Raw genomic sequence first — 14,793 nt, 5'->3', positions numbered from 1 at the left:
CCCGGACGACCGGCTCTGTCCCGCCGGCCGGCTCTGTCCCGCCGGCCCGGACTGCTCCGGCTGGTCGCGTTGCTCCGACCGGTCGGGCTGCTCGGAAGGAGACCGGCGATGTCTGACATGCCGCGCAAGGCGGTCTCCCGGACGGCCCGGCTGGCCGCCCTCCCGCTGAGCTTCGCCGGGCGGGCCACGCTGGGCCTCGGCAAGCGGCTGGGCGGGCGCCCCGCGGAGGAGGTGGCGGCGGAGCTGCAGGCCCAGACCGCCGAACAACTCTTCGCCACCCTCGGCAAGTTGAAGGGGGGCGCGATGAAGTTCGGGCAGGCCATGTCGGTGTTCGAGTCGGCCCTCCCGGAGGACGTCGCCGGCCCCTACCGGGCCGCGCTCACCAAGCTCCAGGACTCCGCCCCCGCGATGCCGACCCGGACCGTCCACTCGGTGCTGTCCGCCGACCTCGGCGCCGACTGGGCCGAGCGGTTCCGCTCCTTCTCCGACCAGCCCTCCGCCGCCGCCTCGATCGGCCAGGTGCACCGCGCCGTCTGGCAGGACGGGCGGGAGGTCGCGGTCAAGATCCAGTACCCGGGCGCGGGCGACGCACTGCTCAGCGACCTCACCCAACTCTCCCGGGTGGCGAGGATGCTCGGTCCGCTGATCCCCGGCATGGACATCAAGCCGTTGATCGCCGAGCTGCGCGAACGGGTCACCGAGGAGCTCGACTACCGGCTGGAGGCCGAGTCCCAGCAGCTGCACGCGCAGGAGTTCGCGGGGGACGCGGACATCCTGGTGCCCCGGGTGGTCGCCCAGTCCGGCCGGGTGCTGGTCACCGAGTGGATGGACGGCAAGCCGCTCTCCCAGGTCATCTCGGACGGCACCCGCACCGAGCGCGACCGGGCCGGACAGCTGCTCGCCCGCTTCCTGTTCGCCGGCCCGGCCCGCACCGGACTACTGCACGCCGACCCGCACCCCGGGAACTTCCGTCTCGTCAAAACCGGTCGCAGCGCGGCGAGTTGGCAGCTCGGCGTGCTCGACTTCGGCACCGTCGACCGGGTCCCCGGCGGCCTGCCCCGCCCGATCGGCACCTCGCTGCGGCTCGCCCTGGCCGGCGACGCGGGAGCGGTCTACGAGTTGCTCAAGCAGGAGAACTTCGTCCGCCCCACCGTCACGCTCGACCCGGACGCGGTGCTCGACTACCTGGTGCCGATCATCGAACCCACTCGCGCCGAGCAGTTCACCTTCAGCCGCGAGTGGATGCGCACCCAGGCCGCCCGGATCGCCGACCCGCGCTCCCCCGCCTACAACCTCGGCAAGCAGCTCAACCTGCCGCCCTCCTACCTGCTGATCCACCGGGTCACCCTCTCCACCATCGGCGTCCTCTGCCAGCTCGGCGCCACCGTCCGCCTGCACGAGGAACTCCTGCACTGGCTGCCCGGCTTCGCCGAACCCGGCGCCGACTGACCACTGCCGCCTACGGCCCGGACCGCAGAAATGCCTTTGCGCGGCCCGGGCTGCACGCTGAACAGGTGACGTCGGTCTGACGGGCAGTCAGGGGCGTTCGGCGGGGAGGGGGGTGGCGCTGGGCCAGGTGGTGCGGGCGCGGGTGGCGAAAGTGGCGCAGAAACGGCCGAACAGGGGCAGGGCGGTGTCCTGGTCGGCCAGGGCGGCGACGGCGCGGAGGCGGTGCAGCAGGCGTCGGCGGGCGGTGGCGGTGCCCCAGGTCCAGTCGGTGTGGGAGACCCGGGCGAGATGGTCGGCGGTGCCGCGGTCGGCCTTGGGGACGAGGGCGTCGCCGCGCAGCAGCCAGCCGGCGCAGGCGTCGGCGAGTTCGGCGGGGGTGGCGGCGTCGGCGCCGGTGGCCGCCCGCCAGGCGGTGCGGTAGGCGGCTTCGGCGGCGTCCAGCACCGGGGTGGGCGGGGCGGTGGAGCACCAGCAGGTGGGGAAGCCGATCCGCAGGTAGGCCAGTTCGACCGCGCCAGGGCCGAGCGAGGACTGCTCGAAGTCGACGAAGCGGACGCCGTCGGCGGTGTGCAGGTCGTTGCCGGGGCAGGGGTCGCCGTGCAGCAGCGCGTGCCGGGCGGGGGTGGTGGACAGCCGGCCGAGCAGGGCTTCGAGTTCGGTGCGGACGCCCGGCGGGGCGGGGACGTCGAGGGTGCGGGCCAGGGCGAGGAAGCAACCGAGTTCCCGTCCGGTCGGGCCGGTCCAGGCAGGCAGGGCGGTGCCGGGCGCGGTGCCCGCCAGGTCGTCGAGGTCGGCGGGGGCGCTGGCGTGCAGCTCGGCCAGCGCGGTGGCGTAGTCGATCTGCCACTCGGCGGGCGGGGTGTGGTCCTCCAGGCGTTCCAGCACCAGGATCCGGGCCGCCGGGTCGGTGCCGAGCAGTGCCGGCACCACCGTTCGGCCGGGGCTCCCGGCCCGGCCGGCGAGGGTCAGCGCGGCGGCCTCGCGGGCGTAGCGGTCGTCGGCGCCGGGCGAGTCGACGAGCTGCTTCACCACCACGGGGGCGCCGCCGAGTTCGGCCCGCCAGACCCGGGAGCGCGGGCTGCTGACCAGGCGGCGAACCCGCCGGGGCGGGCCGAGTTCGGCGCGCAGCCGCTCGCCGAGCGGCAGGGAGGTCCACATGTGCCACATCCTTGCACGATCCGTTCGAACAGAGAACGACAGTGCGATCATGCGGAGTTGGGCAGCCCGGCCGGGCCGGGGCCGGACGCGCCGACGGCCGGCTCCCCAGGGGGTGGGGAGTCGGCCGTCGGCGTTCAGGGTTGGTCACCGGCGGGGCCTCGGGGCCGGCCGGTGGGGGTGGAGCATCCGTCACATCAGGGCGACGGCGAGGGCCTTGCGGGCGCGCATCGAGGCACGTTCGGCCTTGCGACGCAGGCGGTCTGCGCGCAGCACCCGCAGGCCGAGGCGTTGCTCCTCGGCCTCGTGGAGGCGTTGCTGCATATGCGCGCGAGCCAGGGATTCCTGGAGAAGATGCATTTCGAGAGTCCTGTTCTGGATCTGAAGTTCGTGGGTCTGCTCGGAGCGGACGGTCGGATCGATGCCGGCGGGGTTCATGTGGTGGTCCTGCTCGTGGTGCGTGGTCGGGAAGGGGCGGGAGAGTTCGGCGTCGGCCTTGGCGGCCGCGGTGCGTACCGAGTCGCGCAGTGCGGTGTCCAGCGGGGGCTGCTCTCCCCTGCGGACGGCTGCGGAGCCGGTGCGGCTGGTCCTGGCTGCGGGGTTCACGCCATGACCTCGGTCTTGCGCGGACGGCCACGCGGGCGCTTCCGGGCGACGATGACGCCCTGGACGAAGAGCTCCCCACCCCAGACGCCCCACGGCTCGCGGCGCTCGAGGGCGCCGGTGAGGCAGGCGGCCTTGACGGGGCAGGTGCCACACAGCGACTTGGCGTACTCGACATCGGCCGGGGTCTCCGCGAAGAAGACCTCCGGGTCGAAGGCCCGGCACGGAATGGGGAGCCCGAGCGAGTCAGCCTCGTCGATGGCGGTGAGCTGCATGAGTGTTACCTCCGGGGGGTCGGCCTGGTCGGCCTTGACGGTCTTGTCGGTCGGTACGGACGGGAGGGGCGGCGGTGTGATGACCGTGGACACTGTGGGCGTCTTCCTCGTCTTCGATGTGGATCCGGTCGTCCCGTTGTTCGGGCTCGGCCGGAGGCCCCGTGGGGCCTGGGTGGGTCTTGCGTACCGGACAAAACAGAAGGGCCGCGGAACCCGGTTACTGGGTTTCCGCGGCCCTGGAGGCACCGCCCGTGACGTTCACCGTCAGGGTCGTTCGCTCCAGGGTCCAGGCCCGCGGAAAGCCTGCATCCGGCCGGCTTCGGCGCCGCGAACGGCTGCCTGGGCCAGGGAGATCTGCTGGTCCTGCTTCTTGACTCCGGCACCGACGACGGCCGCATAGCGCCCATGGGCTGCTTCTGCCGCTACTGCCTTCGGTGCCTCGGTCGGTCGCTCGTCGGACAGCGAAATACCGCCGCCGAACGTCGCCCAGTCACGGGACAGACCCGCCTCGACACGGGTGCCCTCAGCATCACCGAGACCACTGACAAGGCAGTGCTCGGACAGCAGCAGGGCGCCGGCGTTGCCGCCGGTGGCGTCGAGACCCAGACCCGGCACGAGGACGCGCGCGGGCATGGCGAGGGTGGTCATCAGGTCGGTCACTTTGGTGATCATCTTGGTCTCCACTGAACTCGCCTCCTCTCGGCGTCTCGCGGTGCCCAGTCGCCCGGGCTCCGATATCTGGTTGATGGTCAGCGCACGCAGAAACAAGCCCTCTGCGAGCTTTGCGGTCTCGTCCCCTTGACCGCTCCGGCAGGCTATTGCGCCGTCCATGCGGCGCGCAAACTATTTTTCCGGCGAGTTCTCAGCCGGGTTCTCGGCCTCGTCCTCGGGCGAGGCGTGCTCCGGCAGCTCGTTGGTCTCCCCCACGAGCTCCGGACTCTCCCCCGCACACAACAAGAGCACGTCGGAGCCGTACTTGTCCAGCTTCATCGCGCCCACCCCGGAGATCCGGGACAGCTCGGCGAGGCTGCCCGGCACGTCCTCCGCGATGGCCGTCAGGGTGGCGTCGGTGAACACCACGTAGGCGGGGGCGCCCTGTTCCTTGGCGCGGACCGAGCGCCACTCGCGCAGCCGCTCGTACAGTCCCTCGTCCATCGTCGAGGGGCAGCCCTCGCAGCGGCGCAGCTTGCGCTCGACCGCGTCGGTCAGCGTGCGGTCGCAGACCCGGCACTTGACCGGGCCGCGGATCCGGCGCGCGGCGGAGCGCTCCGCGCCGGGCTCGATGCCTCCGCGCCCACCGCGGGTGCGCGCGCCGGGGCCGGCGGAGCCGGGACGCAGGCCGTCCAGGAAGCGGGTGGGCTTGCGGGAGGCGCGGCCGCCCGGCGAACGGGACAGCGACCAGGAGAGGGTGAGGAAGCGGCGGGCCCGGGTGACGCCGACGTAGAGCAGCCGGCGCTCCTCCTCGACCTGCTCGTCGGTCTTGGCGTAGATGATCGGCAGCGTGCCCTCGCTGAGGCCGACCAGGAACACCGCGTCCCACTCCAGGCCCTTGGCGGCGTGCAGCGAGGCGAGCGTGACGCCCTCGACGGCGGGGGCGTGCTGGGCGGCGGCGCGGGCGTCCAGCTCGGCGACGTAGGCGGAGAGGTCGGCGCGCTCGTCGGCGGCGCGGCGGGCGGTCTCGAACTCCTCGGCGAGCCGGACCAGGGCGTTCAGCGACTCCCAGCGCTCGCGGACCGCGCCGGAGCCGGCCGGCGGGGTGGCGGCGAAGCCGCGGGTGGCGAGCACCGCGCGGACCTGGGCGGCGAGGTCGGGCGCGCCGGCCGTCAGCGGGTCGTCGGCGGCCCGGGCGGCACCCTTGAGCAGCACGCCGGCCTCGCGGACCTCGGGGCGCTCGAAGAACCGCTCGGCGCCCTTCAGCTGGTAGGCGATGCCGAGGTCGGCGAGGGCCTGCTCGTACACCTCGGACTGGCTGTTGGTGCGGAACAGCACGGCGACCTCGCTGGCCCGGACGCCGGTGGCGAGCAGGTCGCGGATCAGGCGGGCGGTGGACTCGGCCTCGGTGGGCTCGTCCGGGTACTCGCGGTAGGTCGGCTCGGGGCCGGCCTCGCGCTGCGAGACCAGTTCCAGGCGGTGCTGGGCGGCCTGGCCGCGGGCCTGCGAGAGCAGTCCGTTGGCCAGGTGCACGACCTGCGGGGTGGAGCGGTAGTCCCGGACCAGCTTGACCACGGTGGCCTCGGGGTGTTCCCGGCGGAAGTTCAGCAGGTAGTCGGGGGTGGCGCCGGTGAAGGAGTAGATGGTCTGGCTGGCGTCGCCGACCACGCAGAGGCTGGCGCCGCCGTCACTGCCCGTCCACTGCTGGAGCAGGCGCTGCTGGAGCGGGGAGACGTCCTGGTACTCGTCGACCGTGAAGTGCCGGTACTGGGCCCGGACCCGGTCGGCGATCTCCGGCCGGTCCTCCAGGATGGCGGCGGTGAGCAGCAGCACGTCCTCGAAGTCGATCAGGCCGCGGCTGCGCTTGGCGTCCTCGTAGGCGGCGTAGACGCGGGCGATCTCGGCCGGGTCGCGCGGGGCCTCGCGGGAGGACTTGGCGACGGCGGCCGGGTAGTCGTCGGAGACCACCTGGCTGACCTTGGCCCACTCGATCTCGGCGGTCAGGTCGCGCAGTTCGGTGCGCTGGACGCGCAGGCCGCTGCGGCCGGCCGCCTCGGCGACCAGCTGGACCTTGCGCTCCAGCAGCCGGGGCAGTTCGCCGCCGACGGCGCGCGGCCAGAAGTACTGGAGCTGGCGCAGCGCGGCGGAGTGGAACGTCCGCGCCTGGACGCCCTCGGCGCCGAGCTGGCGCAGCCGGCCGCGCATCTCGCCGGCGGCGCGGGCGGTGAAGGTGACGGCGAGGACCTGCGCGGGCTGGTAGACGCCGCTGCGCACGCCGTAGGCGATCCGGTGGGTGATGGCGCGGGTCTTGCCGGTGCCGGCGCCGGCCAGCACGCAGACCGGGCCGTGCAGGGCGGTGGCGACGGCGCGCTGCTCGGGGTCGAGGCCGGCCAGCACGGCGTCCGCCCCGACGGGGGCGTGGCCGTACGGCTCGTGGGGGCTGCCGAGCCCGAGGAGGTCTTCCTGCATGCCTCCCATCCTCGCAGGCGGCCCGGACAGTTCGGACGGGGTTGTCCACAGACCTCCGGTGATGATCGGATCGTCACACCACAGCACGCTCCGGAATGGGGGCGGCCCGCCGGGTGTTGAACCGGCGGCTGTGAGACCGCCGATCCGTCGACCGAAGGAGTCCCTCGCCATGTCCGGCACCGTCACGATGTACAGCACGACCTGGTGCGGCTACTGCAACCGCCTCAAGAGCCAGCTGGACCGCGAGGGCATCGCGTACAAGGAGATCAACATCGAGCAGGACCCGGCCTCGGCGTCCTACGTGGAGTCGGTGAACGGCGGCAACCAGACGGTGCCGACGGTCGTGGTGGTCTCCGCCGCAGGCGAGCAGAGCGTGATGACCAACCCGAGCCTGCGCCAGGTGCAGGCCGCCCTGGTCTGATCGATTCCGGTCGGATTCCGCCGACCTCCGATCGCATTCGGTCGGCATTCCCACCGCGCCCGGCATTCCGGCGCCGGTCGGAATGCCGGCCGATTCCGCTTTCCGGCTTCAGCCGGCCGCGGGGGCCTCGCCGAGCTCGTACAGCAGCCGGGCCCGGTCGGCGGCGTAGCGGGTCTCCACCACCCGGATCGGGCCGCGCCGGTCGCTGCTGATCCGGGTGTTGACCAGCAGCGGCACGCCGGGGCCGAGGCCGAACCAGGCGGCCTCGGCCGGGTCCGGCATCCGGGCGGTGAGGTGGTCGGTGGCGGAGGTCTCGGCGCGGCCGAGTTCGGCCAGTATCCGCTCGTCCCCGCCGGGTACCGGCCGGTCGGTCATCAGCGGGGTGCCGGCGGCCAGGCCGGCCCGGTAGTGGCTCTCCTCGATGGCGTACGGCTCCTGGTCGACCCGGCAGAGCTGACGGCGCATCATGACGGTGTCCTCGGGCCGCAGTCCGAGCCAGTCGGCGATGTCGCGGCGGGCCCGGACCGCCCACACCTCGAAGTCCACCGTGAGGCTGCGGCCGGCCTGCCTGGCCTCGGCGGCGTAGGTCGGGCCGGCCGCGGTCAGCGGCCCGCGGCGGGTCGGGCGCAGGTGCACCCGGTGGTCGTGCCGGGCGCGCTGGCGCAGGTAGGTGCCCTTGCCCTGGACGCGGACCACCCGGCCCTCGTTGACCAGCACGTCGACGGCCAGCCGGACGGTGTTACGGGCCACCCCGTACTGCTCCTCCAGCTCGTTCTCGACCGGGAGCCGGCCGCCGCCCTCCCATTCGCCGGAGTCGATGCGACGGCGCAGGTCGGTGGCGAGTCGCTGGTACTTGGGCGGGGAGGCGGCGCCGCGGGGGATCGTCACGCGTGTGAATGTAGCCAGTGCGCTCGCGCGGTTTCAGCGGAATGCGCCAACCGCGGATGGAATCCGCCGTCGGGAAACCCGGCGGAAAACGTTCCGGGCGCGGGCGAACCTTTTCGGCGGATGCACCACGGGGGCGTGCGGAGTGCTCCGCACGCCCCCGAGACCCGGTTCACCAGCGGGCGGCCGCCGGCAGCGGTTCGCCGTACCAGAGCTCGACCAGGTAGCGGGCGATGGAGATGCCGGACGGCGGCAGGATCTCGCCGGCCGCCATCCCGGCCCGCAGTTCCTCCCGGGTGAACCAGCGGGCCTCGGACAGCTCCTCGCCGTCCACGGTGATGTCGGTGCCCTCGGGGTGGGCCCGGCCGAGGAAGCCGAGCATCAGGCTGGACGGGAACGGCCAGGGCTGGCTGGCCACGTACTCCACCTCGGCGACCCGGACGCCCGCCTCCTCCAGCACCTCGCGGGCCACCGTCTGTTCGATGGACTCGCCCGGCTCGACGAACCCGGCCAGGGTGGACCAGCGGCCCTCCGGCCAGAGCGCCTGACGGCCCAGCAGGCAGCGGTCCTCGGTGTCGGTGATCAGCATGATCACCGCCGGGTCGGTGCGCGGGTAGTGCTCGGCCGCGCAGGAGGTGCAGCGGCGCAGGTGGCCGGCCCCGGCCTTCTCGGTGCGGTGGCCGCAGCGGGAGCAGAAGGTGTGCAGCCGGTGCCAGTGCTCCAGGGCGACGGCGTGCACCAGCAGTCCGGAGTCGCGGGTGGAGAGCGTGCCGCCGACCTCGCGCAGGCCGGCCGGGCGGGCGTCGCCGTCCAGCCGGCCGGGCAGCGACTCGCAGTCCAGCGCGAAGTAGTGGACGCCGTCGTCGTCGGTGCCCAGGAAGTACCGGTCGCCGGTCTCCGGGGCCTCGAAGGAGGGCAGCAGCACCAGTTCGGAGCCGCCGTCGGTGTCCACCACGAAGACCTCGCCGCCGGCGATCGGCAGTACCCGGGTGGTGGGGTGGCTCCAGGCGGCGGCCAGCCAGGGCTCGTCGAGCCGGCGGTGCGCCGCCCGGTCCACCCCGGCGCGGGTCAGCGCGAGGTGCTTGGTGTCAGGGGCGCTGCTCAACTCGTCCATCCCGGTTCGCGGTCAGTGGGGCAGTGGTCGGGGAGGATCATCGGCGGAAGTTCTCGGCGAGGTCGCCCCACAGGTAGGCGGACGTCTCGACGCCCTTGCGCAGCAGGTCGAGCTCCACCTTCTCGTTGATCGAGTGCCAGCCGTCCGAGGGCACCGAGATGCCGAGGAACAGGACCGGCGCGCCCAGCACGTCCTGCAGGTCGGCGGCCGGGCCGGAACCGCCCTCGCGGGTGAACAGGATCCTCTGCTCGAAGGCGCGCCCCATCGCCCGGACGGTGGACTGCAGGGCGGGGTGGTCCAGCGGCGTCAGGCACGGGCGGGTCGCGCCGGGGAAGACGATCTCGTACCGGATGCCCTCCGGGACCCGGGCGGAAACCCAGGCGGCGACGGCCTCCCTGACCTTCTCGATCTCCTGCCCGGCGACCAGCCGGAAGGACAGCTTCAGGTGCGCCTCGGCCGGGACGATGGTCTTGCCGCCGGGGCCGGTGTAGCCGCCCCAGATGCCGTTGACCTCGGCGGTCGGGCGGGCCCAGACCCGCTCCAGGGTGGAGTAGCCGGCCTCGCCCTGGGTGCCGTACGACTTGGCGACCTTCAGCCACTGCGCCTCGTCGAAGGGCAGTTCGGCGAAGAGCGCCCGCTCCTCGTCGGTGAGTTCGACGACGCCGTCGTAGAAGCCGGGGACGGCGACCTTCCGGTCGGCGTCGTGCAGGCCGGCCACCAGGGCGGCGGCCACGTCGGCCGGGTTGGGGACGGCGCCGCCGAAGGAGCCGGAGTGGATGTCGTTGTCCGGCCCGTACAGGTCGATCTGACAGTCCGCCAGGCCGCGCATGCCGGTGCACACGGTCGGGGTGGTCTCGGACCACATGCCGGTGTCGGAGATGATCACCACGTCGGCGGCCAGCCGCTCGGCCTCACGGCGGACCAGGGCGGCGAAGTTCGGCGAGCCGGACTCCTCCTCGCCCTCGACCAGCAGCTTGAGGTTGACCGCGGGCGCGGTGCGACCGGTGGCGGCGAGGTGGGCGCGCACCCCGAGGGTGTGGAAGAGGACCTGGCCCTTGTCGTCGGCGGCGCCGCGGGCGTACAGCCGGCGGCCGACCACGGTCGGGGTGAACGGATCGGTGTCCCAGCCGTCCTCCCGGGCGGCGGGCTGCACGTCGTGGTGGCCGTAGACCAGCACGGTCGGCGCGCCCTCCTCGCCGGACGGCCACTCGGCGAACACCGCGGGCAGCCCGTCCGTCTCCCACACCTCGGCGACCGGGAAACCGGTCCCGCGCAGCTTGTCGGCCAGCCACTCGGCGGAGCGGCGGACCTCCTTCGTCCGGCCCGGGTCGGCGGAGACGGAGGGGATGCGCAGCCAGTCGGCGAGGTCGGCCAGGAAGGCGTCCTCGTGCTGGTCGATGAAGGAGCGGACGGCGCTGTCCGGGGTTTTCGTCATACGGACGACTTTAGTTCGCCCGGGTGGGTCCGTGCCCACGGCCTCCCCCCGCCGTGAGCACGGTCACCCCCTTCCCGGGCGGCCCGGCGCGGTCAGGCGGTCCGCCGGGTCAGCCCGAGCCGGGACCGGGTGAGCAGCGCCGCGAGCAGCACCGCGACGGCGGGCAGGCCGACCAGCATCAGCCCGAGCTCGGTCCACGGGACCGCGATGACCGGGTCGAAGGGCTGCTTCTCCACCGAGCCGTGGCCGGAGTAGGTGACCCGGTTCTGCGCCTGGAACAGGCGCAGCGCGATCGCCGGGACGGCGCCGCAGAGCAGGCCGAGCACCGCGCCCATCGCGGCGATCACTCCGCACTGGAAGCCGGACAGCCGGCGCCGGATGCCGCCGTTCGCACCGACCGCGGCCAGCGTGGCCAGGTCCTGCTGGGAGTCGGCGGCGGCCAGGCCGGTGGCGATGCCGGCCGCGCCGAGCGCCACCAGGGCGGCGAACACGGTCAGGCCGAGGGTCACCAGGTCGGTGTCCGGCTGGAAGCCCCGCTCGACCTGGAGCATCGCGTTGTCGTCGAGCTTGGCGAGCGAGCCGGTGGCCTTCTGGATCGCCTTGCCGGACGGCGTGGCGGCGGGCAGCCAGAGCGAGCCGGCCTCCCGGGTGCCGAGTCCGGCCCGCTCGGCGGTCTGACGGCTCATCACCGCGGTGCCGTACGGGGTGGGCGCGTGCACCTCGACCGCGTCGACCAGCACCTGGTGCCGCTCCGGCTGGTCGTTGCTGTTCACCGCGTTGTCCCGGTACGGGGCGGTGACCTCCAGGACCACCTTGCCGTCCTGCACGTAGTCGGGCCAGAACACCAGCACCTTGCCGGCCGCCAGGGCCTGTTCGGCGGCCGGGTCGTGCAGGCCGAACAGGGTGTGCAGGAGGGCGCTGTCGCCGACCACGGTGTCGCCGAACAGGCCGGTCTGGAAGGACCGCCGGTCGTTGCGGACGGCGCACCTGGGGTCGTTGTGCGCCCGCTCGTACTCCTCGGGGGTGCGCGCCAGGTCGGCCGGGCACCGCTTGGACTCCGGCAGCACCGCCTCGACGTAGCCGCAGGAGGCGCCGGGTGCGCAGCCGCCGGCCTGGGTCAGGCTGCTGACGTCGGCGCGCTCGCCGAGGCCCGGCATGGCGCCCTCGATCGCGTCGCGCATCACCGGGAGCCGGGTCTGGTCCGCGGTCGGGCCCCAGCCGGCGTACAGCGAGACGGTGTTGGCCGGCGCCTGCGGCAGGTAGTTCCGGCGGGACTCCTCGGTGCTGCTGGTGGTGTAGATGCCGACCGCGACGGCGCCGGCCACGGCGGCCATCACGGCGGCCACCGCGGGGGCGGTGCGGCCGCGGTGGCGGACCGAGTCGCGCAGGGCGAGGCGGGGGCTGAGCGGCAGGTAGCGGCCGAGCCGGCCGAACAGGCCGATCAGCAGCGGGGTGCACAGCAGCATGCCGATCTCGGCGAGCACCGAGCCGCCGAGCAGGCCGGGGATGACGGCGGTGCCCGCGGCGGCGCAGAGCAGCGCCAGGGCGGTGCCGCCGGCCACCAGGACGGCGCCGATCACGGCGACGATCCGGCTGGCGGGCTTGATCCCGCCGCGGCCGGTGAGCGCGGCGACCACGTCCTGCCGGGCGGCCTGGACGGCGGGCACCACGGCCGCCAGCAGGCCGGTGACCAGGCCGACCGCGGCGATCGCCAGCAGGTCGAGCGGCTGCAGGTCGAAGTGGCCGAAGCGGCGGCCGGCGAAGTCCTCGGCGCTGGTGCGGAACACCGCGACCAGCACCACGGCCAGCACCAGGCCGATCAGCGCGCCGGTCACGCCGAGCACGGCGCCGCCGCCGAGCACCACGGCCCGGACGTGGCCGCGGTCGCCGCCGCCGGCCGCGAGCAGGCCGAGCTGGCGGCGGGAGCGGCGGGCGCCGACCGCGAAGGCCGGTCCGGCGAGCAGCACGATCTCCAGCAGGGCCATGCCGACCACGGTGGCGGCGACCGCCACGGCGACCTTGTCGGGCGAGGAGCTGCCGAACCGCTGGTCGTTGTAGAACGGCACCTCGGAGCGGGCCGGCGGGTCCAGCAGGACCGCCCTGGAGGTGACCGCGAAGCCGTACTTGTTGAGGTCGAGGACCGTCGGCCAGTCCACCGTCGTCCCGGCGGGCAACGTGACCAGCCAGGCGTCGCCGCCCATGGAGTCGCCGGCCTGTTCCGGGTGGGCCTGCGCCAGCGGGGCGATCAGGGCGCCGGGGCGGGCCAGCAGGTCGGTCTCCTTGAGCCGGCTCGGGTACTCGGCGACGGCCGTGATGGTGAACGGGGTGGACTCCAGGCCGCGGACCGAGGTGCGGTCGCCGAGCCGCAGCCCGGACTGGTCCAGGAAGGCCTGGGTGGCGGCGATCTCGTCCGCCTTGGCGGGGACGGTGCCGCGCACCACGTCGATCATGCCGCGCCAGACCGGGTCGGCCAGGTCGACCTCGGTGGTCTGCACCGTCATCCGGCCCTCCTTGGTGGAGGCCGTGGTGCGCGGACCGGCGGGCAGCGGCTTCAGGACGGCGCCGGGCAGCAGCTCGGTGACCAGCTTCGCGGGGTCGGTGTCGGCGCTGCGCTTCTGCTCGGCGGTCTGCGGCTTGCCCGGCTCGGGCCGGTCGCCGATGGTCCCGTCGCCGGGGTCGGGCGCCTGGGTGAGGCTCCCGCCGCGTATCGACATCTCGATCTTGGCGTCGGCGGCGCCGATGGTGCGGGCGGCCACCTCGGCCGGTTCCAGCTGGGCGCTGCGGATGGTGACGTCCGCGCCGGCCACGCCGAGCACCGGCAGCGCGATCATGGCCAGCACCAGGGCGCTGCGGCCCTTGGCGCGCATGGCGTCGCGGCGGGCGATCCGCAGGGTGGCGCGCCAGGCGGTCAGCCTCACTGCTCGGTGCCCTTCCGCGCGTTGGTGGCGGCGGCGAGCAGCAGGCTGCCGGCGTCCTGGCGGGCGGTCTCGTCGACCAGCAGGCCGTCGCGGAGGAACACCACGCGGTCGGCCCAGGCGGCGTGCCGGGCCTCGTGGGTGACCATCATGGCGGCGGCGCCGGCGTCGCAGCGGGCCCGCAGGACGGCGAGCACGGATTCGCCGGTGGTGGAGTCGAGGGCGCCGGTGGGTTCGTCGGCGAGGACCAGGCGGCGGTCGCCGATCAGCGCGCGGGCGATGGCGACGCGCTGCTGCTGGCCTCCTGACATGTCGTCGGGGAAGCGGTCGGCGAGTTCGGCGATGCCGAGCTCGTCGAGCGCGGCCAGCGCCTCCTTGCGGGCGGCCCGGGTGGACATGCCGTCCAGTTCGCGGGGCAGCGCGATGTTCTCGGCGGCGGTGAGCGCCGGTATGAGGTTGTAGTCCTGGAACACGTAGCCCACGGCGCGGCGGCGGACGGCGGCGAGCCGCTTGCGGTCGAGGTCGCCGAGGACGGTGCCCTCGACGATCACCCGGCCGCCGCTCGGGCTGTCCAGGCCGCCGGCCAGGGTCAGCAGGGTGGACTTGCCGGACCCGGAGGGGCCCATCACGGCGACGAGTTCGCCCGGGTACACCTTGAGGTCGACGGCGCGCAGCGCCTGCACCTCGGCCGCCCCTTGGCCGTGCACCCGGCTCACCTGGTCGAGGTGCAGCACGGGCTGGGCCGGGCTGAGTTGTTCGGTCATCGCTCCCCCTGGAGTCTCAGAGACGGCCGCGTTCGCGGCTCTTGGCGGCACGGCGGGCGGGCGGCGCGTCGGCGGGTTCGGCGGGCGGGGCGGCTGCCGCGCGTCCCGCGTGCTGGCCGAGCCTGCTCTCGCAGTGGTCCAGCCAGCGGATCTCCGCCTCGGTCTGGAAGATCAGTTGCTCCAGCACCAGCAGCCAGGCCAGGTCGCCGCCGGAGCCGGTGTCGGCGGCCAGCGCGCGGCCCTTGAGCCGGGTGTAGTCCTGCAGCGCTTTCATGCTGTGCCGGCGCTGGCCCTGTACGACGGCGGCGACGTCCACGCCCGGGACGGTCACCGCCATGGCGAGCTTTATCGCCAGCTCGTCGCGGGGCGGGTTGGTGCGCGGCACCGGGGTGTCGAACCAGCGGCGCAGTTCGCTGCGTCCCTCTTCGGTGACGGCGTAGAACTGGTGGCCCTCGTCGTCCTCGCCGGCGGACTCCACCAGGCCGTCGCGCTCCAGGCGGCCGAGCGTGGTGTACACCTGGCCGACGTTCAGCGGCCAGGTCGCCCCGGTGCGGGCCTCGAACTCGGATCTCAGCTGGTAGCCGTAGCGCGGGCCCTGGTCGAGCAGGGCGAGCAGGCCGTGACGGATCGACATACCGAGTATGTATACCCGGTATG

Annotated in this window: 13 protein-coding genes; 2 read left to right on the top strand and 11 right to left on the bottom strand. The window is 73.9% G+C overall.

The annotated features are described in order from the left end of the window. Window positions 1-108 precede the first annotated feature (108 nt). Window positions 109-1,449, top strand: a complete 1,341-nt coding sequence (locus BX266_RS21925; RefSeq protein ID WP_099902351.1) for an AarF/ABC1/UbiB kinase family protein — start codon at window positions 109-111, stop codon at window positions 1,447-1,449. 87 nt (window positions 1,450-1,536) lie between these two features. On the opposite strand, the gene BX266_RS21920 is transcribed toward BX266_RS21925, so the two are convergent. The 5 genes from BX266_RS21920 to BX266_RS21900 all read right to left on the bottom strand — a co-directional run bounded on the left by BX266_RS21920 (window position 1,537) and on the right by BX266_RS21900 (window position 6,602). Further along, complete coding sequence (locus BX266_RS21920; RefSeq protein WP_099902349.1) at window positions 1,537-2,607, bottom strand: phosphotransferase; 1,071 nt, start codon at window positions 2,605-2,607, stop codon at window positions 1,537-1,539. 189 nt (window positions 2,608-2,796) lie between these two features. Then, window positions 2,797-3,042: a hypothetical protein gene (locus BX266_RS41205; RefSeq protein WP_399171306.1), complete on the bottom strand. Its 246-nt coding sequence runs from the start codon at window positions 3,040-3,042 to the stop codon at window positions 2,797-2,799. A 164-nt stretch (window positions 3,043-3,206) separates the two neighbouring features. Continuing rightward, window positions 3,207-3,575 carry a WhiB family transcriptional regulator gene (locus tag BX266_RS21910; protein ID WP_099902345.1) on the bottom strand — a complete coding sequence of 123 codons (369 nt, stop codon included), beginning with the start codon at window positions 3,573-3,575 and terminating at the stop codon, window positions 3,207-3,209. Between the two features lie 171 nt (window positions 3,576-3,746). Next, window positions 3,747-4,166 carry a hypothetical protein gene (locus BX266_RS21905; protein WP_120314395.1) on the bottom strand — a complete coding sequence of 140 codons (420 nt, stop codon included), beginning with the start codon at window positions 4,164-4,166 and terminating at the stop codon, window positions 3,747-3,749. A 159-nt stretch (window positions 4,167-4,325) separates the two neighbouring features. Further along, window positions 4,326-6,602, bottom strand: a complete 2,277-nt coding sequence (locus tag BX266_RS21900; RefSeq protein WP_259464794.1) for an ATP-dependent DNA helicase UvrD2 — start codon at window positions 6,600-6,602, stop codon at window positions 4,326-4,328. Between the two features lie 169 nt (window positions 6,603-6,771). Here BX266_RS21900 and BX266_RS21895 point away from each other — a divergent pair, with 169 nt between their 5' ends. Then, complete coding sequence (locus tag BX266_RS21895; RefSeq protein ID WP_099902339.1) at window positions 6,772-7,023, top strand: mycoredoxin; 252 nt, start codon at window positions 6,772-6,774, stop codon at window positions 7,021-7,023. Window positions 7,024-7,131: 108 nt separating this feature from the next. Here the strand turns inward: BX266_RS21895 and BX266_RS21890 are convergent, their stop codons facing one another. The 6 genes from BX266_RS21890 to BX266_RS21865 all read right to left on the bottom strand — a co-directional run bounded on the left by BX266_RS21890 (window position 7,132) and on the right by BX266_RS21865 (window position 14,770). Continuing rightward, a complete protein-coding gene (locus BX266_RS21890) occupies window positions 7,132-7,911 on the bottom strand; it encodes a GntR family transcriptional regulator (RefSeq protein ID WP_120314394.1) in 780 nt (259 codons plus the stop codon). Window positions 7,912-8,080: 169 nt separating this feature from the next. Beyond that, window positions 8,081-9,022, bottom strand: a complete 942-nt coding sequence (gene nudC, locus BX266_RS21885; RefSeq protein ID WP_099902336.1) for an NAD(+) diphosphatase — start codon at window positions 9,020-9,022, stop codon at window positions 8,081-8,083. 37 nt (window positions 9,023-9,059) lie between these two features. Further along, complete coding sequence (locus BX266_RS21880; protein WP_099902334.1) at window positions 9,060-10,457, bottom strand: dipeptidase; 1,398 nt, start codon at window positions 10,455-10,457, stop codon at window positions 9,060-9,062. Between the two features lie 92 nt (window positions 10,458-10,549). Beyond that, on the bottom strand, window positions 10,550-13,375 hold the full coding sequence (locus tag BX266_RS21875) for an ABC transporter permease (RefSeq protein WP_099902332.1): 2,826 nt from the start codon (window positions 13,373-13,375) through the stop codon (window positions 10,550-10,552). Continuing rightward, window positions 13,372-14,136, bottom strand: a complete 765-nt coding sequence (locus BX266_RS21870; RefSeq protein WP_099902330.1) for an ABC transporter ATP-binding protein — start codon at window positions 14,134-14,136, stop codon at window positions 13,372-13,374. The genes BX266_RS21875 and BX266_RS21870 overlap by 4 nt, the downstream gene beginning before the upstream one ends. Before the next feature lie 16 nt (window positions 14,137-14,152). Then, the gene (locus BX266_RS21865; protein WP_099902328.1) at window positions 14,153-14,770 is read right to left on the bottom strand and encodes a PadR family transcriptional regulator; all 618 of its coding nucleotides are present in this window, start codon (window positions 14,768-14,770) and stop codon (window positions 14,153-14,155) included. Between the last annotated feature and the right edge of the window lie 23 nt (window positions 14,771-14,793).

The organism is Streptomyces sp. TLI_171 (assembly GCF_003610255.1).
GTDB lineage: Bacteria > Actinomycetota > Actinomycetes > Streptomycetales > Streptomycetaceae > Kitasatospora.
This window is presented reverse-complemented; position numbering and strand designations above follow the sequence as displayed.